Consider the following 23247-nt stretch of genomic DNA (forward strand, 5'->3'; position numbering starts at 1 on the left):
TTTCGGTCACTGCTCAGATGAGCGCGGTGATCACGGCTCGCGGACGAGGGTGAAGTGACCGACGCCCTTCGCCGCCGACCAGACCTGCCAGCTGTCCGGTCCGGTCGCCGGGCCCGTCGCGTAAAGCAGCCGGTAGTCCGGCTTGCGCGGCGCGACCGAGCGGTCCAGCCAGTGGTAGTTGACCCGCAGCGCCAGGCTCATCAGCGGGCCCGCCTTGGCGATCCGCTGGTCGACGATCGAGACCGCCTGGCCGCGGTCGGAGAACTCGTCGAGGATCGCGCACTCGCAGTAGTAGGCGAGGGTGCCGATCTCGCCGGGACTGGCGACGCTCGCCCCGGCGAGCCGGGCGCCGAGTTCCTTCCCGACGCGGGCGTAGTCGGTCGAGCTGGCCCAGTTCCCGAAGATCACCGGCGACTTCCACGGCACGCCCTGCGCGGCGTCGACCCCGGCGCCGGCCAGCACCAGGACACCGGTCAGGCCGAGCGCGACCGCCGGGGGCCCGCGTCGCAGCGCCGGGCGTTCGCGCGCCTGCGCGGACCAGACGCCGAACGCGGCGACGGCGAACCCGCTCGTCGCGGTCACCGGGGCCACGTAGTACCAGTGGAACGGCCCGACCCCGAGGAACGCATAAGCGACGTAGTAGAGGATCCCGCCCGCGGCCAGCGCCGCGACCGGGCCGACCGCGGGGAACTCCGGCCACCGGACCCCGAACCGCGCGGCGGCCCACCCGGCCAGCGCGACCACGCCGAGTGCCGCCGGGAGGAACGTGACGAGCACGGTGAACGGCTGGCCGGTGTAGTACATGACCGGCCCGGTGCTGAAGGTCCACGGCGCGAACAGCCCGCCCTGCGCCTGCTTGATCACCAGCGTGTCCGGCACGAACGACCCGAAGACGAACCAGCTGACGGCGAACCACGGCGCGGCCGTCAGCACCGCCCACCCGGCGGCGGGCAGCAGCCGGCGGCGGATGGCGGGCGTGCTCACCGCGATCACCAGGACGAAGACCACGAGGTCGAGCCGGGTGAGGACGGTGAGCCCGGCGGTCACGCCGAACAGCAGCGGCCGGCCTTCGGTCGCGAAGACGGTGAGCACCAGCAGCACCGCCGGGATCAGCAGGACCTCCAGGCCGATCGCCGAGAGCACGAAGGGGTTGAGCAGCACGAGGGTGACGCCGAGGACGCCGGCGGCGAGCGGCAGGGCCAGGGTGCGGCTCAGGCGCTGCCACGCCCAGCCGAGTACGCCGCCGCACAGGGTGGTGAGGATCCCGAGAGCGATGACCGGGTGTGCGTCGCCGGAGATCCGCGTCACGAGGGTCAGTGCGCCGAGGAGCAGGACGTTCAGCGGGGAGGTCGCGGAGTTCGCCGGCGAGCCGGGGATCAGGCCCCACTCACCGTGCAGGGCGAGGTTCTTCGCGTAGGCGAGGGTGATGTAGCCGTCATCGGTCAGGCTGCCGCGGACGACGAGGAAGAGGGCGGCGCCCAGCACCGCCCCGAAGACCGGCAGCCACCGGCCTGATGCGTTCCGGTGGTCCGCGGTGGTCCGTTCCGCGTCGGTTTCGGTTTCCGTTTGCGTTTCCGCCAGCACTTGTTCCCCTCGCGGAACCGTCGCCCGCTGTCCGACTGCCATGGCCCGGCACCGTAACGACGACGCGTTACCGGGGTGCTACGCCCGCGTCACGTCCGCCGGGTTCACCCGATGGTGACACGGCCCGGGCGGGCCCGCAGTGTGACTCCACTGTGGACGGGTGATCAAGGTGTCCGTCGCCGGACGGTGACCAGGACCAGCGCGGTTCCGCCGGTCAGGAGCAGGGCGCCGAGGCCGAGGATCGGGCCGAGATCGACACCGGTGTCCGGGAGGGTGCCGTTGCCCGGGGTGGTCGGCGCGGGGGCCGGGGTGGGTGACGTCGTGGTGGTCGAGGTCGATGGGGTTGTCGATGGCGTTGTCGTGGTGCTCGTGCTGGACGGGCTCGTGGTGGTCGACGTGGCCGGCGTCGTGGTGGCCGGGGTGCTCGTGTCGGATGAGGTGGTCGTGGACGGCTCGGTCGTGGTGGTCGAGGTCGTCGGCCCGGTGGTGGTGTTCGTGCTGGTCGGCGATGTCGTTGTCGCCGGCCCGGTCGTGGTCGGCGTGGTGGAGGTGCGCGTCGTGCTCGTGCCGGCGGTGGTGGTCGTCGTCGGTTTCGTCGTGGTCGGTTCGGGCTTGTCGTCGCACGAGGGCAGGTCGCCGACGAACGGGTACGCGTGGAACTCCTGGCCGCTGCCCGGCCCGGTGCTCGCGCCGTGCACGAGGCTGCCCGCCGTGAAGAAGCGGCCGTTGGTGCCGGGCAGCGTCACGGTCGTCGTCCCGGCGGGGTTGCCGGCCAGCACGCTGCCCTGGAAGCTGCCGCTGCCGATGAGGTGGACCGCCGTCGCGTCCGGGAAGTTCCAGAGCAGGCGGGGGCGCAGGCGGTTGAGCGGGTCGTTGTCGTCGAGGCCGCCGCTGTAGGTGTTGATCGTCCGAGCCGCGCCGGTGAGGTTGACCAGCACGGTCGCGCCGGCGGGGATGCCGGTGAACGCGATGCCCTGCGTGCCGCCGCCCGGCCCGGCGATGTCCTGGGTGACGATGAAGACCTGCAGCGCCGACTTCCCGTCGCCGGTGAAGAGCGTCTGGTGGTTCTGGTTCTGCACGGTCCCGGTGGCGGCGGCCCGCGCGTAGCACTCGCTCGCGGTGGTGAGCCGCTCCCGCAGCCCGGCGTACGGCTTCATCGCGGCGGCGTCGTGGACGAGCTTCCCGATGACGGTGCCGCTGACCGTCCCGGCGTGGCGGACCACCCCACCGGCCGAGTCGCCGACGGCATCGAGCCGCTGCCGCTCGGCGACCGTCAGATCCCCGCCGACGGTAAGGTAGTCGGCACCGTCCGGCGGCGGAACGCGGGAGCCGACCCCGGCGACCCCGACGTTGTAGATCGCCGAACCGGACGTCTTCCGCAGCGTGAAGCCACCACCGACGACCACCCGGCCTTCGGCCTCGGCGGCGCTCCCGGTGACCCGCATGCTGCCCCCGACGAACAGGTTGACAGCGTTGTCACGCCCAGCGAACGGCCCATTCCCGACCGGCGGGAAGGGATCGGGGCACGAACCGGGCACGCACGGCCCGAGACCACCGGGCAGCGGATCGGCGTGCGCGGACCGCAGGACCGGCACCGAGAGCATCACGAGCCCACAGGCCGCCAGCGCCGCGAAGGCGGCATGGGTCGCACGCACGGGACCTCCCCTGTCCACTGTGGACTCGTCAGTCCGGACGCTAGCGGCCGGTCACGCCGACCGCCCGCCTAGCCACCCGATCGAGGGCCCGCCGGCGTTCCGGAGGTGCAACCGCCCGGCACCGCAGCCCGCGGCCCCGGTCACGGCCCGTTCTTGACCACCGGCCACAGCAGCCGCCCGGCCCTTGGCCGCCGGCTGTGGCTGCCGCCCGGTCTTTGGCCGCCGGCCGCGGCAGTCGCCCGGTCCTAACCACCGGCCGCAGCAGTCGCCTGCCCCCTGGCTACCGGCCAAGGCAGCTGCCCGCCCTGACCACCGGCCAGTGGCCACAGCCGCCGCGCCTGACCACCAGCCACGGCAGCCGCCCGGCCCCTGGCTATCGGCCATGGCAGCCGCCCGGCCCCTGGCCATCGGCCATGGCAGCTGCCGGCCTCTGGCCCCGGCGACGGCAGCCGCTCGCCCGTGGGCCGTCGGCCGCGGCAGCCGCCCCGTCCCTGGCCGTCGGCCATGGCCGGTGCCCGGCCCCTGGCCGCCGGAGACAGCAGCCGCCCGCCCCTGACCACGCCAGCCGTCCGGCCCCGGCCACCGGCCACGCCAGCCGCCCGGCCCGCACCTCCCGTCGCCACCCACCCGCCTCCGCGGAGCGCCCGGCCACAGTGGACGGACCTGGGCCGATGAAATCCGGATGACCGCGACTTCCTCCCGGGGCGGGATGCGCCCGCACCGCCCCCTTCCTAGGCTGTCGGAGTGGGGGCGAGGGTGGTGAACGGGCTCCGGGCCCGCCTGGAGACGAGCCTCGGCCGCGCCGGGGTTGCGTTGCCGTGGTGGGTTCCGGTCGCCGTGACCGCCTTCGGGGTGGTGCTGGCGGTGGCGGCGGTGGCGCAACGAGGGGCGCTGACGCCGCCGGCACCGATCGCCCTCGCCGGGCTGCTGGCCGTCGTGACCGCGCTCGGCTGGGCCGTCACCGGACTCCTCGCTCCGCCCTGGCTCAAGGCGCTGACCGTGCTCGCCGCCGTCGGGATCCTGCTGGCGCAGCCGGTCGTGCCGGACTTCGCGCCGGTCGTGCTGGTGGTGCTGGCCGCCGAGACTGCCGCGATCGCCCGGCCGGTGGTCGCGTTCGGCGTCGCCGCCGCGAGCGTCGCGACGCTGAGCGTCGCCGCGGCCCGGGTCGGGCTGGTCGGGTTCCCGGTCTACGTCGCCGCCGTGCTGCTCGGCCTGGCCGCCGGGTTCATGCTCCGCTGGTACGTGCGCGCGCTGGCCGCCGAGCGGGCCGCCCGGGACGCCGGGCGCGACCAGGCCGTCCTCGCCGAACGGCAGCGGATCGCCCGCGAGGTGCACGATGTCGTCGCCCACTCGCTGAGCATCACGCTGCTGCACCTGACCGGCACCCGGCACGCCCTGCAGCAGGACCGCGACGTCGAAGAGGCGCTCGAAGGGCTCGCGGAGGCCGAGCGCGTCGGGCGGACCGCGATGGCCGACATCCGCCGGACCGTCGGGCTGCTCGCCGAGGCGCCGGCCGGGACGCGCCCGTTGCCCGGCGCCCGCGACATCGCCGCGCTGGTCGGGCGCACCCGCGCCGCCGGGCTCGCGGTGGAGTACGAGCAGGAGGGCGACCTGGCCACCGTGCCGGACCTGGCCGGGCTCGGGCTCTACCGCATCGCGCAGGAGTCGCTGGCCAACATCGCCAAGCACGGCGGCGGCGCGCCGGCCCGGCTGCGGCTCGACGTCGGCCCGGCCGAAGCGCGGCTGGTCGTCCGCAACCGGCTGCCCGCCGGCGGTCCGCCCGGCACCGGCGGCTCGGGCCTCAAGGGCATGGCCGCGCGGGCGGGCCAGCTGGGTGCCGAGCTGACCGCCGGACCGGACGGCGCGGACTGGGTCGTCACGGTCGGCGTGCCCGCGGGCGGCCCGTCGTGACGGCGGGCGAGGTCCGCGTCCTGCTCGTCGACGACCAGGAGCTCGTGCGCTCCGGGCTGCGGCGGATCCTGCGCCGCCGCGACGGGTTCGTCATCACGGGGGAGTGCGGCGACGGCGCGGACGTGCCCGCGGCACTGGCCGCCGCCGAAGCCGACGTCGTCGTGATGGACCTGCGGATGAAGCACGTCGACGGGATCGAGGCGACGCGGCGGCTCGGCGGCCGGCCGCCCGTGCTGGCCCTGACCACCTTCGACGACGACGAGCTGCTGGCGGGCGCACTGCGCGCGGGAGCGGTCGGCTACATCCTCAAGGATTCGCCGGCGGAGGACCTCATCCGCGCCGTCCGGGCGGTCGCCGCGGGCGACGCCTGGCTCGACGCAGCGGTGACGGCGCGCGTCCTCACGACCTACCGGCGCGCGCCCGCCGGCGAACCCGCGGGCCCGCCGCCGGGACTGCTGACGCCGCGCGAGCTGGACGTGCTGCGGGCGGCCGGGCGCGGGCTGAGCAACGCCGAGATCGCCGGCGCACTGGTCGTCTCCGAGCTGACGGTGAAGAGCCACCTGAGCCGGATCTTCGCCAAACTGGGCCTGCGCGACCGCGCCGCCGCGGTCGTTTACGCGTTCGACCACGGCATCGTCAGCCCGCGAGTGTCCATAGTGGACGACGCGCCGGTGCCGCCGGCGGTCGCCGAGCCGATTCCGTTGCCGGGGCTGAGGTTCTCGGTGCTGGGGCCGTTGCGCGCGTGGCGCGGCGGCAGCCCGCTGGACCTGGGGCCGGTGCGCCAGCAGGCCCTGCTGGCAGCGCTGGTGCTGCGTCCCGGCGTCACGGTCAGCCAGAGCGAGCTGCTCGACGGCGTCTGGGGGCTGGAGCCGCCGGGCACCGGAGGCCGGGTGCTGCCGGTGTACGTCCACCGGCTGCGCAAGTGCCTGCGCGCGCCGGGCGAGCGGACCCCGGACTCGGTGATCGGCCGCACCCGCGGCGGCTACCGCTTCGACGGCGACGGCGTCCGCATCGACACGGCCCGCCTGGCCGAGCTGACGGCGGACGCGGGCGCGGCCGAGGAGGCAGGCGACCTGACGGCGGCGGCATCATCGTGTTCGGCGGCGCTCGGGCTGTTCCACGGAGAGCCGCTGTCCGGGTTGCCGGGCCCCTTCGCGGACGGCCAGCGGCTACGGCTGACTGAGCGCAGGAGCACGCTCTGGGCGCATAAGGCAAGGTTGCAGCTGCGGCTGGGCCGGTACGCGGAGACGGTCGACGAGCTGTCCGCGGTACTGGCTTTGGAGCCCTTGCGCGAGCCGTTGGCGGCGCTGCTGATGCGGGCGTTGCAGGCGACGGGCCGCCGTGGCGAGGCGATCGCGGCGTACGGCCGAATCCGCGACCGGCTGGCCGCGGACCTGGGTGTCGAGCCGGGGGAGGAACTGCGGCGCACCCATCGGGCGGTGCTCGGTGATGGGCTGCGCCCGGACTTCCCCGGTTAGGCGACGCCGACCGCGTCGAACCAGGGGAGGAGCCGCGGTGCACCCGGACTTCGCGGGCTAGGAGACGCGACTGGCCGACGTCGCGGTGACCGCCGCGTGCGCCTCGGCGACTTCGGCGTGCAGCGGCAGCACCCGGTCCAGTCCGAGGATGGCCAGGGGCCGCGCGACCGCGATCCGGGCCGCCGCGATGGCGTACGGAATCTCGTGTGCGAGGGCCTCGCGGTACGACTCGACCAAGACGCTGAACACTGTCGAGTCGCAGAAAGTCGTCCCGGTCAGGTCGGCGATGACCGCCGTCGCTCCGCCGCGGAACGGGCCCAGCAGTGCGTCGCGGAGCCGGGGCTCAGCGGCCAGGTCGAGGTCGCCGGTGCAGCGGACGGTCACGACCCCCTCGGCGGTCGTCGTCGCGAAGCGGGGCAGGATGCGGTTTTCGGTCATCGGCGTTCCTCCTGCCCGGGCAGGTACCCAGCACGGCCGGGGTTCACTCGCCCGAGTGGGGCGAATCGCTCCGGCATCCGAGGGATAGCGATGCGCAAGCGTTGCGCACGGGTATAGCTTGGCCTGGCAGCACCCCTTCCGCCCCACGACTGGGCAGGCCGTGGCGGGTTGCCACACCCCGCGGCCGTCCGGATCCGGCTGACGCGGGCCGGATCCCCGGCGCCGGGCGGCGCCGAGGGGGACGCGGCAGGCCGACGCCCCGCCGCCGCGTTCCCCGTGGCCGCCGTTCCCGCCTCAATTGGGACTGCCGGCCGGCGGACAGCGGCACGACCAGCGGGACCGTCAGCCGGACGGCATCGGCGCGACCAGCCGGACGGGCATCGGCGCGATCGGCGACCTTGCCGCGAGCGCCGCGTGTTGTTCGGTCTCGCCCGGCCGGACGGCCAGCCGCACGGCATCGACACGATCGGCGACTTCGCCGCGAGCGCCGCGTGCGGGTCGTTCTCGACTGGGCGAGGCGCGACCGACGACCCGCCCCGAGCGCCGCGTCCGGGTCGGCGAACGGAGGGTCACCGAACGCGGCTTCGGTTGCGGTGCGCCGGAGTTCGGGGGCCGGCCGTCGCCCGTGGATCTTCGCCGGGCGGTCCGGTGATCGCCGCGGCGGGGCGGGGCCACCTGTCCCAGCCGGTCAGGTGGCCTGGCCGTCGCTAAGCTGCCGCGAGCGAGGTGAAGGGGAACGGTGGAACCGAAGAACGTCCAGACGGGTGCTTGGGCGCCGGGCAAGGTGGCCGAGCTGCTCGGCGTCTCGCCGGTGACCCTGCGCAGCTGGAGCGCGCGCTACGGGATCGGCCCGTCGGCCTCGACCACCGGACGGCACCGCCGCTACTCCGACGCCGACGTCCGCAGGCTGCAGCACATGCAGCGGCTCGTCGCGCGCGGGATGCCGGTGCGGGAAGCCGCCGCCGCGGCCTTCGGGGACTCGGCCGCCGAACCGCCCGAGGTACCCGCCGCCCGCCGGATGCGCGAGCTCGAGGACGCCGCCGACGAACTGCGGTCCGCGTCGATCGCGGGACTGCTCGACGAAACCCTCGGCACCCTCGGCCCGGCCGCCGCCTGGACCGACGTCCTCGCCCCGGTCCTGCGCGGCCTGGGCGACCGTTGGCAGCGCGGCGATGTCTGCTTCGCGTCGGAATGGGCGCTGACGACGGAGATCTCGCTGGCGTACGAGCGGTTCAGCCGCGGCTTCCCGGCGGCCGTCCCGGGCCGGCCGGTGCTGCTGGCCTGCTGCCCGGCCGAGCGGCACTCCCTGCCGATGGAGGCCCTGCGCGCGACGCTGGCCGAGGCCGGGGTCCCGGTCGCCTACCTCGGCCAGCTCGTGCCGGCCGAGACGGTCGCCGACCTCGCCGAGCGCCTCGACCCGGTGCTGGTGCTGCTGTGGTCACTGGCCGCCCCGACGGCCGACGACCTGCTCGCCGCCCGCGTGCGCGACCTCGGCCGCGTGGTGGGCACGGCCGGCCCCGGCTGGCGGCACCTGGGCGACCGCGGCTTCGCCCGGGTCGACGACCTGGCGTCGGCGGTCGAGCTGGCAGTGGGGTACGCCGAGGCGTAGCGAGGAGCCGAAACCGAACTCAGCTCAGCCCTTCGAGCACCCGCTTCAACTCCGGCACCACGGCGTCCCCGAGCCGTTCGAACTCCCGCTTCAGCAACGGGCTCGCCAGTTTCGCCCATCCGTGGAACACGATCGTGGCGCGGTAACGGACCGTCGTCCCGTCCGGGCCCGCCGACAGGCCGAAGTCGTCGGTCGAAGTCGCCGTCTTGTTCTTGCCGACGAACGTCACGCGGCCGGCCTCGCGCCGGGTCAGGTGGTAGTCCAGCTCCGTCCGGCGACCGCGGAACTCCGAGACGTTGTGCCACCCGGCGCCGACCGTGATGGGGCCGTCGCCGGTGCGGGTGCACGACACCGTGCCCGGGTCCCAGTCCTCGGTGTGCGCGAAGTCCGCGAGGTACTCCGCGACGCGCGCGACCGGCGTCCGCACCGTGACGGTGCGTTCGACCTGGACCATCGGACCTCCCGGAGTGGTTCGTTGCGCAGTCGCTGCAACCGTAACGGGCACCGCTCACCGGGGCACGGTGAACCACGCACCGACATCGATGTCATGTTTTCCGAGTTCTTGTCTGCCTTGTCTTCTTGACGCTTCCGGCGCGCCCGGCGGAAGCTTCCTGGCAACGTTGTCATCCCCGCTCGCGGCGCCACCCCGCCAGGTCCGGCCGCCGCTTTCAGATCGGAGTCCGCATGGCGGAGGAGTACGGCATCACCGCGGATGTCGAGCCCGCGGAGGTGGCCGCCGTTTCCCGGCGCCACGTCCTGGCCGCCGGGACCGGCCTGCTGGCCGGGTTCGGCCTCGCGGCCGTCCTGCCCGGCGTCGCGTCCGCGGCGCCCGCCGCCGCCGAGGCCCAGGCGCAGAAGACCGACCTGGCCCTGTTCCGGCCCGTGCAGGTGTCCTCGACCGACTACGCCGGCACCCCGGCCGAGTTCGCCGTCGACGGCCTCGCCCAGGTCGGCGTCAAGGGCTCCGGCTGGCGCGCCACGGCGGGCGACGGCCAGTGGATCGTCGTCGACCTGCAGGGATCGTGCCGGATCGACTCGGTCGTGCTGACCTTCGAGGCGCGACCCGGCGACCCGGCCTTCGACGGCGCCGCGTCCCGCAGCCACACCAGCGGTTTCGAAATCCAGTCCAGCTACGCGACGGCGTTCGACCTCGACGTCTCGGGCGACGGCAGGGCCTGGCGCACCGTCCACCACACCGACGCCGGCACCGGTGGCGTCGTGACGATCCCGCTCACCGCCGTCACCGCGCGCTGGGTCCGGTTCACCGCGTCGAGCCGCTCGACGACCAACCCGCTGGGCCTCAACGGTTTCCAGGTGTTCGGCACCGGCCCGCAGAACCGCCCGGCGGTGCACGGCTGGACCAGCTTCCCGGTCCGCCCGCACGACGACCCGCCCGCGCTCGCCGTCGCGGCCGACGGCACCGTGCCGCTCGAGTCCGGCTGGGTCCTCACCATGGACGACTGGGCGCCGGCCGGCGACGGCCAGGCACTCTCCGGGTCGACGGTCGACACCCGCGGCTGGCTCCCGGCGACCGTCCCCGGCACGGTCCTCGCGTCGCTGGTCGAACAGGGCCAGCTGCCCGACCCGGTCTCCGGCATGAACCAGCTCCACGTCCCGGAAGCGCTGTCGCGCCACGCCTGGTGGTACCGCCGTCGCTTCTCGCTCCCGCGCGGCCTGGACACCTCGGCGGGCCGGCACGTCTGGCTCGAGTTCGACGGCGTCAACCACGAAGCGCAGATCTGGCTCAACGGCGCCGAAATCGGCACCCAGAGCCACCCGTTCGGCCGCGGCGCCTACGACGTCACGGCGGCCCTGCGCCGCACCGGCGACCAGGCGCTCGCCGTGAAGATCTCGCCGATGCCGCGGCCCGGCAGCCCCAGCGACAAGGGCTCGAACGGCAGCTCGTGGGTCGACGCCGGCAGCACGATGTTCGACAACTCGCCGACCTACCTCGCGGTGTCCGGCTGGGACTGGATGCCCGCGGTCCGCGACCGCGCGTCCGGCATCTGGGACCACGTGCGCCTGCGCTCCACCGGCGCCGCCGTCCTCGGCGACATCCGCGTCGACACGAAGGTGCCCGACGCCGGCACCGCCGTGGTGACGCTGACCGTGCCGGTGCGCAACGCCGCGTCGACGGCCCAGCGCGTCAAGGTCACCGCCGCCTTCGGCCCGGTGAACGTCTCGGCCACGGTCACCGTCCCGGCCGGCCAGACCACCGACGTCGCGTTCCCGGCGCAGCAGGTCAAGAACCCGAAGCTGTGGTGGCCCAACGGCTACGGCGACCCGAACCTCTACGACCTGACGCTCACCGCGGCGATCGGCGCGTCCACCAGCGACCGCCGGACGACGAAGATCGGCCTGCGCGAGATCGGCTACCAGTACGACCTGCCGATCGTCATCGCCGACGGCCGGGCCACCCAGTCCGTCGACCTCGCGCCGCAGAACGCCCGGTTCGTCCGGATGCAGGGTCTGAAGCGCGCCACGGGCTGGGGCTTCTCGCTCTGGACGATGTCCGTGGTCGACAGCAAGGCGCCGGACACGGACCTGGCGCGGGGCAAGACCGCGACGTCGCAGTCGGTCGCCGACGGCAACCCGCCGGAACGAGCCTTCGACGGCGACCCGAACACCCGCTGGACGTCCGCCTACGAAGACAACCAGTGGCTGCAGGTCGACCTCGGCGGCGCTACCGCGTTCGACCGGGTCGTCCTGACCTGGGAGACCGCCTACGCGGCGACGTTCAAGATCCAGGTCTCGCCGGACGGTGACACCTGGACCGACGCCGCGTCGGTGGACAACAGCCCGAAGCCGCTGACCTTCCTCGTCAACGGCGTCAAGATCTTCGCCCGCGGCGGCAGCTGGGGCTGGGACGAGCTGCTGCGCCGGATGACGCCCGAGCGGACCGACGCCGTCGTCGCGATGCACCGCGACATGAACTTCACGCTGATCCGCAACTGGGTCGGCTCGTCGTACCGGCAGGAGCTGTTCGACGCCTGCGACAAGTACGGCATCCTGCTGTGGAACGAGTTCTGGGACGGCTGGTCGACCGACCCGGCCAACCACGACATCTTCCTCGCGCAGGCGAAGGACACCGTGCTGCGCTACCGCCACCACGCGTGCGCGACGGTCTGGTTCGGCTGCAACGAGGGCACGCCGCCGCCGGTGATCGACAATGCGTTGCGCGACATCGTCCACGAGAACACCGACCTGCTCTACCAGGGCAACTCGGCGGGCGGCGTGATCACCGGCGACGGGCCGTACTACTGGCAGGACCCGAAGCGGTACTTCACGGGCGAGGCGACCGGCGGCAAGTACGGGTTCTGGAGCGAGATCGGGCTGCCGACCGTGTCGGTCGTCGAGAGCATGCGCAACCTCGTCGGGAAGGACGACCCGGGCTGGCCGATCGGCGCGCCGTGGTTCCTGCACGACTGGTCGACGGGCGGCAACCAGTCGCCGCAGAGCTACCTGGCGGCGATCGACGCGCGGCTCGCGCCGTCGACGAGCCTGGCGGAGTTCTGCCGCAAGGCGCAGTTCGTCAACTACGAGAGCATGCGCGCGATCTTCGAGGCGTGGAACACGAGGCTGTGGGCCGACGCGACCGGCGTGCTGCTGTGGATGTCGCACCCGGCGTGGCACAGCACGGTGTGGCAGACCTACGACTACGACCTCGACGTCAACGGCAGTTACTACGGCGCGCGCAAGGGCTGCGAGGCCCGGCACGTGCAGGCCGACCTGACGACGTGGCAGGTCCGGGTGGTCAACCACACGCCTGCCGCGTTGAGCGGGGTGACGGTCACCGCGCGGCTGTTCTCTTTGGACGGTGCCTCGCTCGGAGCCCCGGCGCAGCAGAAACTGGACGTCGCGGCGAACGTCGGCGCGACGGCGTTCACGGTGCCGTTCGACGCGGCCCACCCGGACCTGCACCTGCTGCGCCTGGCCCTGACCGACGCGCGTGGGGCGGTGCTGTCGGAGAACACGTACTGGCGCTACCGCGGCGACACGGCCATGCGCGCGCTCAACCAGCTCCCGGGCGCGCGGCTGACGTCGTCGCTGAAGGCGGACGGCGACGCGTACACGGCGACGATCCGCAACGACGGGAAGACGGTCGCGGCGATGATCCGGCTGTCGCTGCGCGAGCGCAACGGCACCGACCGTGTCCTGCCGACCCGCTACGGCGACAACTACTTCTGGCTGCTGCCGGGGGAGAGCCGCACGGTCCGCGTCGAGCCCCGGCGGCGCGTGCCGGGCGCCCGGCTGCAGGTGGAGGCGTACAACGTGGCGGCGAAGCTGATCTAGCCGCGTTTTTGTCGGACCCCGTCGCTAGGCTCGCGGGGTCCGCGAGCGAGGAGTTCCGGTGCGTGGCTGTGGGTCGCGATCCGGAGCGAGTGGAGGGGTGCCGCGCGTTCCCCTCACCCTCCGCCGACGACCAGCCCGGAGCCGATCCGGGTCTCGGTTCTCCTCGCTCGCGGGCCTGACGCGGGGGAGGGGCGGTCATCGAAGAGCTGTACCGGACGGTACTGGCGAGGGCGGCGTACCAGGACGCGTTCTTCGCCTGGCCACAGCGCGAGCGGGAGCGGTACGTCTCGCTGATGCGGGTGGCGGATCCGTTGTGGGCGCCCGGGTTCCTGCTGTGGCTGCGCGTCGCGACCCCGATGCGCTACCCGGCACTGGTCGGGGCGGCGGCGTTCGCGGCGGGAAGGCTGGAGCGGGGCGAGCACGGGGTGTCACGGCAGGTGATCACGTCGGTGCTGCGCCGCGCCGACGACCCGGGGCACCTGCTGGCGTATTGGGCGGAAGCGTACGGGCCATCGTTGCCGAAGCCGGTGAAGCGAGGGGTGGCGGACGCGGTGACGCGCCTGTACGACGAGCCGGCATTGCTGGCGTACGACGACGGAGGTCACCACTTCGAGCTGGGCTTCGTCCGCCGCGACCTGCCTCGGCATGGCGGGATCGGCACACCCCGGCCCGTCCGGTTCGGTGAGGTGATCAGGGTGGTCCACCCGCGTGCCCGCGATGGTGTGCAGGGTGATTTGTTCCGGTATGCGCTGGCGCGGCGGCACGGGGAGGTCTGTACGGTCCCGGCGACGTTGCCGCTGGTGCGGAGTTGGGCCGGTTTGGAGCCGCAGTCGCTTGGTGTGGGTGCGCCGGGGGACTTGCGGGGCGCGGGGTTCGCGGTGCCATCCGCTGAGCGTGAACGCCCGGCTGCCGATGTGGCCTCGCTGGGGCAGAGGGCAGGCGGCGAAGCGGCTGCCGACGCCGCGTTGGTCGCGGACTCTGCACTACTCGCCCATCCTGCGTCGCTCGCCGCGCCGATGCACCTCATCGCCGCACTCAGGCACGACACCGGCCACCCACCTCCCGGCCGATCACTCGCCCGACTCCGCCGAGCCGGGACCGAAAACCACGCCCAAACCCTCCTCGCCACCCTCCCCATCCCCGACCTGGTGGCCGCGCCGAACAGCCTCGCCCGCCTCGAACCGCTCATCCCGCACCTGCCCCTCGCCACTCTGCTCGCCCACCTGCGCCGGTTGGACGCCGCCGGGATCGGGTTCGAAATCGCCATGGCCGTCGCCGCACGGATCTCCGACCCTGCCGAGGTCCGCGCTTCCGGGCTGGGGCCGCTGCGGTTCGCCGCGGCCTGGGGCGCCGTCGACAGCCGGCGGTGGGAACCCGCGCTGGCCGCCGGAGCCCGGCACAGCCTCGGTGCCGTCCCGCGCCTGCCCGGGCGCACCCTCGTCCTCGTCGAACCGCGCAGCGACACCCGGATCGTCTTCGGGCTCGCCCTCGCCCAGCGGTGCGAGGCCGCCGACCTCGCTGTCCTCGGCGGCGGGCGCTTCCCGCTCGATCCCGACGAATCACCGCTGCACGCCCTGATCCGCTGGCACTCCACCGACCTCCGCGGCACGCCCACCGCCTGCGGCGGGCACGATCGCGTCGTCCTCGTCACCGAGCAGTTCATCGAGGAGCCGGACGTCCCCGCCGGGGTCCCGCTCTACGTCTGGGAGACCCGGCGGCACAGCGGGCACGAACACGAGCCGGAGTTCGCCGTCGGCTCGCGGCGCGGGTTCTTCCGCGGGCTCGGCGACGCTTCCTTCCGGATCATCCCCTGGTGGGAGGAGTTCGTCGCCGACGACAGAATCCAAAGCTGAATTCGTACCCGAAGACGAACTAGGCTGACGGTGTCGCGCCTAGCTTCGGGAGGTGCTCGTTTCGGTGAACCTGCGCCCGCACGCCAGCCTCGGCCGCGTCCTCGACGACCTGGGCGGCACCCTCCTGGACCTCGTCCTGGGGGACGCCGACCGCCCCGGTGGCATCGGCGGCGTCGCCATCCACGACCCCCTCGATGAGCCCGCCCTGCCCCAGCACGCCCTGATGCTGGGCGTCGGACTCGCCGAACCCGACGAGGTGGTGCGCCAGCTGCGGACCCTGGCCCGCCACGACGCGGCCGGCCTCGTGCTGCGCGCGCCCGTCACGGTCACCGCGGCGATCACCGCCGCCGTCGAGGAGACCGGCGTCGCGCTGCTGAGCCTGGCGCGGGGCGCGTCCTGGGCCCAGCTCGCCGCGATGCTGCGGTCGTTGCTGGCCGAGGGCGACGTCGGCGACGCCGAACCCGAAACCCTGGCCGGACTGCCGTCGGGTGACCTGTTCGCCGTGGCCAACGCCATCGGGGCCCTCATCGACGCCCCGGTCACCATCGAGGACCGCCGTTCGCGCGTGCTCGCGTTCTCGGGACACCAGGACGAAGCCGACCCGTCGCGCGTCGAGACCATCCTCGGCCGGCAGGTGCCCGAGCGGTTCTCCCGGATGCTGGCCGACCGCGGCGTGTTCCGCGAGCTCTACCGCAGCGACCAGCCGGTGTACGTCGACCGGCCGCCGGAAAGCCCCGACGGCTTCAAGATCCCGCGCGTGGCCGTCGCGGTACGGGCCGGCGACGAGATCCTCGGCTCGATCTGGGCCGCGGTGCGCGAGCCGTTGACGCCCGACCGCACGCAGGCCCTCTGCGACGCGGCCCGCCTGGTGGCGCTGCACCTGCTGCGCGTGCGGGCGGGGGCCGACGTCGAACGACGGCTGCGCGCGGACCTGGTGAGCACGGCGCTCGAAGGCGGGGCCGCGGCGCGGGAGGCGCTGAGCCGGCTGGGGCTGGCGGACCAGCCGGTCGTCGTGCTGGCGCTGGCGGTGCTCGAGCACGGTGCCGAAGACGCCGAAATCGCCACCGAGCGGCAGCGCCTGGCCGACGGACTGGCGATGCACCTGAGCGCGGTCCACCCGCGCTGCGCGGCGGCGCTGGTGGGGGACACCGCGTACGGGCTGGTGCCGGTGACCCGCGACGCCGACGGCGAGCGCCGCGCCGTGCGCATCGCGAAGGACTTCCTGGACCGGGTTGGCGACCGCGTCCGCGCGGTGGTCGGGATCGGGCCGGTGGCGCGCAGCGCGGCCGAGCTGCCGGAAGCCCGCGACAGCGCCGACCGGGCGTTGCGGGTGCTGCGCTCGGGCAGCGGCCCGGGGCGACGGGTCGCGTCGCTGGCCGACGTCCACGTCGAGGCGTTGCTCCTGGAGCTCCAGGACCTGGTCGCCGCCCGCGGCGACCGCCCGACCGGCCCGGTCGCGCGCCTGCTGGACTACGACGAGCAGCACCACGCGCACCTGGTCGAGACGCTGCGGGCGTGGCTCGACGCCTTCGGCGACGTCATCGCCGCCTCGGCCGCGGTCCACGTGCACCCCAACACGTTCCGCTACCGCCTGCGCCGCCTCGCCGATGTCGGCGGCTTCGACATGACGGACCCGGAAGCCCGATTCGCGGCGATGCTCCAGCTCCGCGTGGTGGCCCCGCCCGCCTCCTGACCGTGCGCCAACGGGCATCACCCGTGATCCGAGAGGACACACGCGTGATTGCACGGGCATCACGCGTGATCCCAGGGGCATCAGCGCGATGCCCGCTCAATCACGTGTGATGCCCGTCCGGACACGCGTGATGCCCCTTCGATCACGCGGAAGAACCGGCGTCCGAAATGTCGGTGATTAACTACCGACTTCCGGCCCACACATGGTCAGTTACCTACTTTCGACCGGTGTGCGACCCCTTCGGGGCATGTGAACCTGCACGGACTTCACGTCAGGTGATCAAACTTCCACGGAGGTGTACCGGGTGTCACGCAAACGGGTCATCGCAGGGACGGCGGCGGTGAGCGCGGCCGTCGTCGCGGTGTCGCTGCTCACGACCGGCTCGCCGGCTTACGCGACCATCGCGCAGCCGTCGATGCACGCGCTGAACTCCCTCGCGATGCCGTTCGGCAGCGTCGTGCGGTCGCAGCAGGAGATCGGCGGCGTGCCCGTGTTCGGCGGCCAGCTGATCCAGGTCCGCGACAAGGCCGGCGCGGTCCTCGCGACCCACGGCCGCACCACGAAGAAGACGGCGGGCGCGTTCCCGGCCGCCGCGACGGGTGCCGCCGACGCCGCCATCGCGGACGTCGCGAAGCGCACCGGCCTCGCCGCGAACACGCTGACGGCCGACGCGCCCCGCGCGTACTGGTACGACGCCACCCTCGGCGGCGCGAAGGGCGACGGCGTCGCGGTGCCGACCTACCAGGTCACCGTGCACGGCAAGAAGCTGAACGACAAGTGGACCGAGGTCGTCAAGGCCGGCACGGCGGACGTCCTGACGTCCTGGTCGGAGGTCCGCGAGGCCAACCGCGACGTCTGCGACGCCGACCACAAGGTCGTCAGCGGCAGCACCGCATCCGTCCGCTGCGGCACCGCCTTCGACGTCACCCGCAAGGAAGGCGGCGCGGAGTCGAGCGTCGCCGACGTCAACAACGTCTACACGTTCTTCGGCCAGGCCTCGGACTTCTACCAGAAGTACGTCAACGTCGACCTCACGAGCCTCATCGGCGCCGACTACTCCGACGGCACCGGCAAGGCGCTGCGCGGCACCGTCCGGATCTGCGTCGACGGCGAGTGCCCGTTCGCGAACGCCTTCTGGGACGGCGAGCAGATGGCCTTCGGCGAGGGCGTCACCACCGACGACATCACCGGCCACGAGCTCACCCACGGCGTCACCCAGCACACCTCCGGGCTCAGCGGCGGCCAGGCCGACTCGATCAACGAAGGCCTGTCGGACGTCTTCGGCAAGTTCATCGGCATCACCTCGAACGACCCCAACGACACCGGCGACAACCGCTGGCTGCTCGGCGCGGGGTCGTCGCTCGGCGCGATCCGCAACATGAAGGACCCGCGTTCGTCGCTGTCCCCGCAGCCGGACATGGTCAACGGCCCGGGCTGGCAGACGAACAACCCGGACGAGCACATCAACGACGGCGTCGTCAACAAGGCCGACTACCTGATCACCGACGGCGACACGTTCAACAACCAGACTGTGCGCGGGATCGGCCTCGAGAAGTCCGTCCAGGTCTGGTGGGGCGTCGAGAACACGCTCACCCAGAGCGCGACGTTCAAGGACGTCGGCGAGGCCCTCAACTCCTCGTGCGCGGCGCTCGCCAAGGCGGGCACCGCGGGCATCACCACCGACGACTGCACCCAGGTCGCCAACGCGGTGAAGGCCACGCAGCTGGACCAGGACCCGAGCTGATCCGACCTCGACGTCGAAGGCCGCTCCGGGAAACCGGGGCGGCCTTCGGCGTTGCGTAAACCGATTGGCGGCCCGGGAAACCGTCGTTACGCTGTGCGCCAGTCCAAGATCGAGGGGAGCCGGCCGTGCGCATCGCCGTCGCTCTCCGTCCTCGGTCCGAGGTGATCCTCGTGTCTTCGCGCTTCCGGTGTCCGCCGCGCGGCTGACACCGCTCCCGTGACGCCTTCGTCGCGGCGAATAGCGCTGCCTTGACCGGATCGTCCACAAAGGACCGCGCCATGCGCACCCACGACCTGACCACCGTCCGCAACCTGGGCATCCTCGCCCACGTCGACGCGGGCAAGACCACCGTCACCGAACGGATCCTCCACTTCACCGGAGCCACCCACAAAACCGGCGAGGTCCACGACGGCACCACCGTCACCGACTTCGACCCGCAGGAACGCGACCGCGGCATCACGATCTTCGCCGCGGCCGTCAGCTGTGCGTGGCGGGGCCACCGGCTCACCCTCATCGACACGCCTGGCCACGTCGACTTCACCGCCGAGGTCGAGCGGTCGCTGCGGGTGCTCGACGGCGCGATCGCCGTGTTCGACGCCGTCGCGGGCGTCGAGCCGCAGAGCGAAACCGTCTGGCGCCAGGCCGATCGCCACGGCGTGCCGCGCATCGCCTTCGTCAACAAGATGGACCGCGCGGGCGCCGATCTCGACGCGGCCGTCGAGTCGATCCGGGCGCGGCTGCACCCGGCGCCGCTGGTCGTGCAGCTGCCGATCGGGCGCGAGGACGGCTTCACCGGTGTCGTCGACCTGCTGCGCCTGCCGGTGGACGCCTCGGCCGAGGCGCGGCGACGTCGTCGCGTGCTGGAGGAGGCCGTCGCCGAGCTGCACCCGCTGGCACTGGACGAGTTCTGCGCCGCCGGGACCGTCTCGGCGGAGACGCTGGAGAAGGCCCTGCGGGAGCTGACGCTCAGCGGCGACGGGCTCGTCGTGCTGTGCGGCGCGGCCTACCGCGACCGCGGGATCGAGCCGCTGCTCGACGCCGTCGTGGCCTACCTGCCATCGCCGGCGGACGTCCCGCCGGTGCGCGCCGACCGGCCCGCCGACCCGGCGGCGCCGCTGGCCGCGCTGGTGTTCAAGGTCGTCGCGACGGCCACGGGACGGCTGACCTACCTGCGGGTGTACTCGGGAACGCTGCGGAAAGGAGACCAGGTACGGGACTCGGGACGCACCGAGCGGATCGCGCGCGTCCTGCGCGTGCAGGCCGACCGTCAGTCTGAAATGGACAACGCGGTGGCCGGGGACATCGTGGCGGTGGCCGGGCCGAAGGCGACGCGCGTCGGCGCCACGCTCTGCGCGCCGGACGCCCCGGTGCTGCTGGAGCCGCCGCAGACGGCGGACCCGGTGGTCTCGGTCGCCGTCGAGGCCCGGCGGGCGGGCGACGGCGAGCGGCTGACGTCGGCGTTGGCGCGGCTGGCCGAGGAGGACCCGTCGCTGGTCGTGCGGGTCGATCCGGAGACCGGGCAGACGGTGCTGTCCGGCCTCGGCGAGCTGCACCTGGAGGTAGCGGTGGAGAAGCTGCGGCGCGACCGCGGGCTCGACGTCGCGGTCGGGCGGCCTTCGGTGGCCCACCGCGAGACCGTGGTCCGCGGGGTGTCCGGGCTGCTCTACCGGCACGTCAAGCAGGACGGCGGGGCGGGCCAGTTCGCCCACGTGGTCCTCGACGTCGCGCCGGCGGCCGAGGGGTTCGAGTTCGCCTCGGCGATCGTGGGCGGCCGGGTGCCGCGCGAGTACGTCCGCGCGGTCGAGGCCGGCTGCCGGGACGCGCTGGCCGACGGACCGCTCGGCGGGCACCCGGTGACGGGCCTGCGGGTGGTGCTGACCGACGGGGCGACGCACCCGAAGGACTCGTCGGACCTGGCGTTCCGGACGGCCGGACGGCTCGGCCTGCGGGAGGCGTTGCGCTCGTCGGTGCTGCGGCTGCTCGAGCCGGTCGCCGAGGTGACGGTGTCGGTCCCGGCCGACGCGGTCGGCGGCGTGCTCGGTGACCTGGCGGCGCGACGCGGCCGGGTGGCCGGCTCGGAGGTCCGCGGCGGCACGGCGTCGGTGACGGCGACGGTCCCGGTGGCGGAGCTGTTCGGCTACGCGACCCGCCTGCGCAGCCGCACCCAGGGCCGCGGCACGTTCACCGCCCGGCCCGCCGGGTACGCCCCGGTGCCGTAAGCGGTCGTGAGTGAGAAACAGGGTTAGAACACTGTTTCTCACTCACGACCCGCCGCGGCAGACCTAGCTCCGGGGGAGGGACTTCACGGCGGCGAGGAGCGCGTCGACGTCGGATTCCGTGGTGTACGGCGCGATGCCCGCCCGCACCGCTCCCGTGTCGCCGAGGCCGAGGTGGCGCGAGCACTCGATCGCGTAGAAGCTCCCCGCCGGTGCGTTGACCCCCTGCGTCCCGAGGTGCTCGTACACCGCCTGCGACGCGACCCCGTCGACCGAGAACAGCACCGTCGGCGTCCGGTGCCGCGCGGGGTCGCCGTACCGGGTCACCCCCGGGATCTCCGCCAGCCCCGCGTCGAGCCGGGCGAGCAGCGCGTCTTCGTGCTCGGACAGAGCCGTCAGCGAAGCGACGAGACGTGCGCGGCGGAAACCGTCGCCCGGGACGAGCGTCGCCAGGAAGTCGATCGCCGCGGTCGTGCCGGCCAGGAGCTCGTACGGCAACGTGCCCAGCTCGAACCGCTCCGGAACCGCGTCCGTCGACGGCAGCAGCTTGTCCGGGTGCAGCGTCTCCAGCAGCGCGGGCGCCGCCACGACCAGGCCGAGGTGCGGGCCGAGGAACTTGTACGGCGAGCAGGCGTAGAAGTCGGCTCCCAGCGCCGTGACGTCGACCGGTGCGTGCGGGGTCAGGTGGACGCCGTCCACGTACAGCAGCGCGCCCGCGGCGTGCACCGCCGCCGCGATCGCCGGGATGTCCGGCCGGGTGCCGAGGAGGTTCGACGCCGCCGTGACCGCCACCAGCCGCGTCCGCGAGGACAGCAGCTCGGTGACGGCGGACGGCGGCAGCAACCCGGTCTCGGGGTCGAAGTCCGCCCAGCGCACGGTCGCGCCCGCGGCCGCGGCGGCCTGGACCCACGGCCGGATGTTCGCGTCGTGGTCGAGGCGGGTGACGACGACCTCGTCGCCCGGGCCCCAGGTCTTCGCGAGCGTGCGGGAGAAGTCGTAGGTCAGCTGTGTCATGCTGCGCCCGAACACGACCCCGGCCGGGTCCGCCGCGAGCAGGTCGGCGACGGCCCGGCGCGCCTCGGCGACCACCGTGCTCGCCCGGCGTTCCGCGGCCGTGACGACACCGCGGTTGGAGATCCCGGAGCACAGCGTCCCGGCCACCGCCTCCCCGACGACGTCGGGCACCTGCGAGCCGCCCGGCCCGTCGAAGTGCGCGGCCGCGAGGGCGGGGAAGTGCTTGCGGATCGTCTGCACGTCGTAGCTCATGACGCCAGCGTGCCAGGAGTTCAGGCTCTCCGGACGGGGGTGGCCGCCGTGACGGGTAACTGCGGCGGTGCGGCCACCGGCCGCCGGACCGGAGCCGGGGTCTTCAGGTGACGCCGCAGCCGTTGCGTCGGCTTCTCGACGTACTCCCAGGACAGCCGGCCGACGACGTAGGAGGCCGGCACGGCCAGCAGCATCAGCAGCCACACCTGCCGCACGCCGGCGAGGATGAGCAGCTGCTGGATCGGGAAGCCCCAGATGTAGGTGCCGTAGCTCCCGTAGACGTGCGGCCCGCCCGCCTCCAGCCGCTTGGGCCAGTGCATCGCGAGCGTGATCGCGCCGTAGGACGCGCTGACCGCCAGCAGGTACCGGCTGGCCGGGGTCTGGCTCAGCGCCAGGTAGGCGGCGAACAGCACCACCGCCACCCACGGCCGGAGCGGGATCTTGTCCCGGTAGGCGTGCAGCACCATCCCGAGCACGAACGGCACCAGGAACGACACCGTCGACCCGAGCGGGACGAGCAGCAGCGAGCCGCCCGTGCTGTGCTGCTCGAACGTCGCCTGCAGCACGCTGTCGGCGTAGACCATGCCGCCGAGGGCGAGGACGACGACCCAGCGCCCCGCGCCGGCCAGCACGACCAGGCCGGCGACGAGGACCAGGCCGTAGCCCAGCAGCTCCATCGGCAGCGTCCAGATCGCGCCGTTCACCGACCACGGGTACGGGTTGTCGGTGAACACGCCGGGCAGCAGGTGCTGCAGGTAGAACAGCACGGTCGTGCCGACCAGGTAGCGCCACGTCTGCAGGTTCGTCCAGTAGTCGGACGCCGTCGTCACCAGCGGGCCGATGACGAACACGGTCACCAGCACCACGACGAGCAGCGGCGGCATGATCCGCAGCAGGCGCCGCGCGGAGAACCGCCACCACGACGGGTCGCGCGCCCAGCTGTCCTGGATCTGGTAGCCGCTCATCGCGAAGAACGCCATCAGCGCGATGTAGCCCGGCGACATGTGCCAGGACGCGGGGAAGACCGTCAGCCGCTGCGGGTGCAGCAGCGGCATGCTGTGGTCGACGATGACGGTGATCGCGCCGATCATCCTCAGCCACGCGAAGCCGATGTTGGGATTGGCGTGAATTTTTGACGGGATCGGCACGGATCGCGATGTTAGCCCATCCGGCTCCCGCACCTGACCCGAACGGCGGAAATGCGGCTGCGCCTCAGGTCAGCGGCCGCGGTTGCGGGCGTGGTCGCGGGCCTGCCGCTCGTTGCCGTGCTTGTAGTTGCCGGTCGCGCGGGCCATCAGCAGCTGCTGGTCGTCACCGCGGTCGGCCGCGGCCAGGAAGCGCGCGGCGGCGGACCCGCGCAGCGTCCCGGCCGGACGGCCGTGGTGCGTGATCGTCACGGTGCCGTGTTCGTCGATGCGGTAGGTGAAGCCGGTCGGTGTCCCCATCCGCCCAGGCTGGCACGGCGGGCAAGCGGATTTCCGGAAGGGAGTCCGGGGGATTCCCGGAT

Annotated in this window: 14 protein-coding genes and 2 pseudogenes; 9 read left to right on the forward strand and 7 right to left on the reverse strand. The window is 73.4% G+C overall.

Translation table 11 applies throughout. The features are described 5' to 3' along the window. Positions 1-30 precede the first annotated feature (30 nt). Together ACZ7PG_RS37210 and ACZ7PG_RS37215 are read right to left on the reverse strand one after the other, a co-directional pair. Positions 31-1626 (reverse strand): glycosyltransferase family protein, encoded by a 1596-nt coding sequence (locus ACZ7PG_RS37210; protein ID WP_470243872.1) that lies wholly within the window; start codon positions 1624-1626, stop codon positions 31-33. Between the two features lie 122 nt (positions 1627-1748). After that, positions 1749-3239, reverse strand: a complete 1491-nt coding sequence (locus tag ACZ7PG_RS37215; protein WP_470243873.1) for a choice-of-anchor A family protein — start codon at positions 3237-3239, stop codon at positions 1749-1751. A gap of 744 nt (positions 3240-3983) precedes the next feature. Between ACZ7PG_RS37215 and ACZ7PG_RS37220 the strand changes: the two genes are divergently transcribed. From ACZ7PG_RS37220 to ACZ7PG_RS37230, 3 genes and pseudogenes are all read left to right on the forward strand, one after another. Further along, positions 3984-5150, forward strand: coding sequence for a sensor histidine kinase (locus ACZ7PG_RS37220; RefSeq protein WP_470243874.1), 1167 nt, complete (start codon positions 3984-3986; stop codon positions 5148-5150). Next, positions 5147-5794, forward strand: a pseudogene (locus ACZ7PG_RS37225) (response regulator); the annotation flags it as partial. The gene ACZ7PG_RS37220 and the pseudogene ACZ7PG_RS37225, both read left to right, overlap by 4 nt. Positions 5795-5941: 147 nt before the next feature. Beyond that, positions 5942-6628: pseudogene (locus ACZ7PG_RS37230) on the forward strand (AfsR/SARP family transcriptional regulator); the annotation flags it as partial. Between the two features lie 57 nt (positions 6629-6685). Here ACZ7PG_RS37230 and ACZ7PG_RS37235 read toward each other — a convergent pair. Next, the gene (locus tag ACZ7PG_RS37235; RefSeq protein WP_470243875.1) at positions 6686-7066 is read right to left on the reverse strand and encodes an STAS domain-containing protein; all 381 of its coding nucleotides are present in this window, start codon (positions 7064-7066) and stop codon (positions 6686-6688) included. Positions 7067-7805: 739 nt separating this feature from the next. Here ACZ7PG_RS37235 and ACZ7PG_RS37240 point away from each other — a divergent pair. Next, positions 7806-8675, forward strand: coding sequence for a MerR family transcriptional regulator (locus ACZ7PG_RS37240; protein ID WP_470243876.1), 870 nt, complete (start codon positions 7806-7808; stop codon positions 8673-8675). A gap of 19 nt (positions 8676-8694) precedes the next feature. On the opposite strand, the gene ACZ7PG_RS37245 is transcribed toward ACZ7PG_RS37240, so the two are convergent. Then, a complete protein-coding gene (locus ACZ7PG_RS37245) occupies positions 8695-9129 on the reverse strand; it encodes an SRPBCC family protein (RefSeq protein ID WP_470243877.1) in 435 nt (144 codons plus the stop codon). A gap of 230 nt (positions 9130-9359) precedes the next feature. On the opposite strand from ACZ7PG_RS37245, the gene ACZ7PG_RS37250 reads away from it, so the two are divergent. From ACZ7PG_RS37250 to fusA, 5 genes are all read left to right on the forward strand, one after another. After that, complete coding sequence (locus ACZ7PG_RS37250; RefSeq protein WP_470243878.1) at positions 9360-12968, forward strand: discoidin domain-containing protein; 3609 nt, start codon at positions 9360-9362, stop codon at positions 12966-12968. Positions 12969-13261: 293 nt separating this feature from the next. Then, positions 13262-14821, forward strand: coding sequence for a hypothetical protein (locus ACZ7PG_RS37255; protein ID WP_470243879.1), 1560 nt, complete (start codon positions 13262-13264; stop codon positions 14819-14821). Between the two features lie 52 nt (positions 14822-14873). After that, positions 14874-16514 (forward strand): PucR family transcriptional regulator, encoded by a 1641-nt coding sequence (locus ACZ7PG_RS37260; RefSeq protein WP_470243880.1) that lies wholly within the window; start codon positions 14874-14876, stop codon positions 16512-16514. Between the two features lie 304 nt (positions 16515-16818). Further along, positions 16819-18258: a M4 family metallopeptidase gene (locus ACZ7PG_RS37265; protein WP_470243881.1), complete on the forward strand. Its 1440-nt coding sequence runs from the start codon at positions 16819-16821 to the stop codon at positions 18256-18258. 278 nt (positions 18259-18536) lie between these two features. Beyond that, positions 18537-20477: an elongation factor G gene (gene fusA / locus ACZ7PG_RS37270; protein WP_470243882.1), complete on the forward strand. Its 1941-nt coding sequence runs from the start codon at positions 18537-18539 to the stop codon at positions 20475-20477. 63 nt (positions 20478-20540) lie between these two features. Here fusA and ACZ7PG_RS37275 read toward each other — a convergent pair whose 3' ends face one another. The 3 genes from ACZ7PG_RS37275 to ACZ7PG_RS37285 form a co-directional block, all read right to left on the reverse strand. Continuing rightward, positions 20541-21740 (reverse strand): cysteine desulfurase-like protein, encoded by a 1200-nt coding sequence (locus ACZ7PG_RS37275; protein ID WP_470243883.1) that lies wholly within the window; start codon positions 21738-21740, stop codon positions 20541-20543. A 20-nt stretch (positions 21741-21760) separates the two neighbouring features. Beyond that, positions 21761-22888 (reverse strand): acyltransferase family protein, encoded by a 1128-nt coding sequence (locus tag ACZ7PG_RS37280; protein ID WP_470243884.1) that lies wholly within the window; start codon positions 22886-22888, stop codon positions 21761-21763. 69 nt (positions 22889-22957) lie between these two features. Continuing rightward, positions 22958-23185: a hypothetical protein gene (locus tag ACZ7PG_RS37285; RefSeq protein WP_470243885.1), complete on the reverse strand. Its 228-nt coding sequence runs from the start codon at positions 23183-23185 to the stop codon at positions 22958-22960. Positions 23186-23247 lie beyond the last annotated feature (62 nt).

The sequence above is a fragment of the Amycolatopsis sp. NPDC114504 genome, assembly GCF_055633595.1.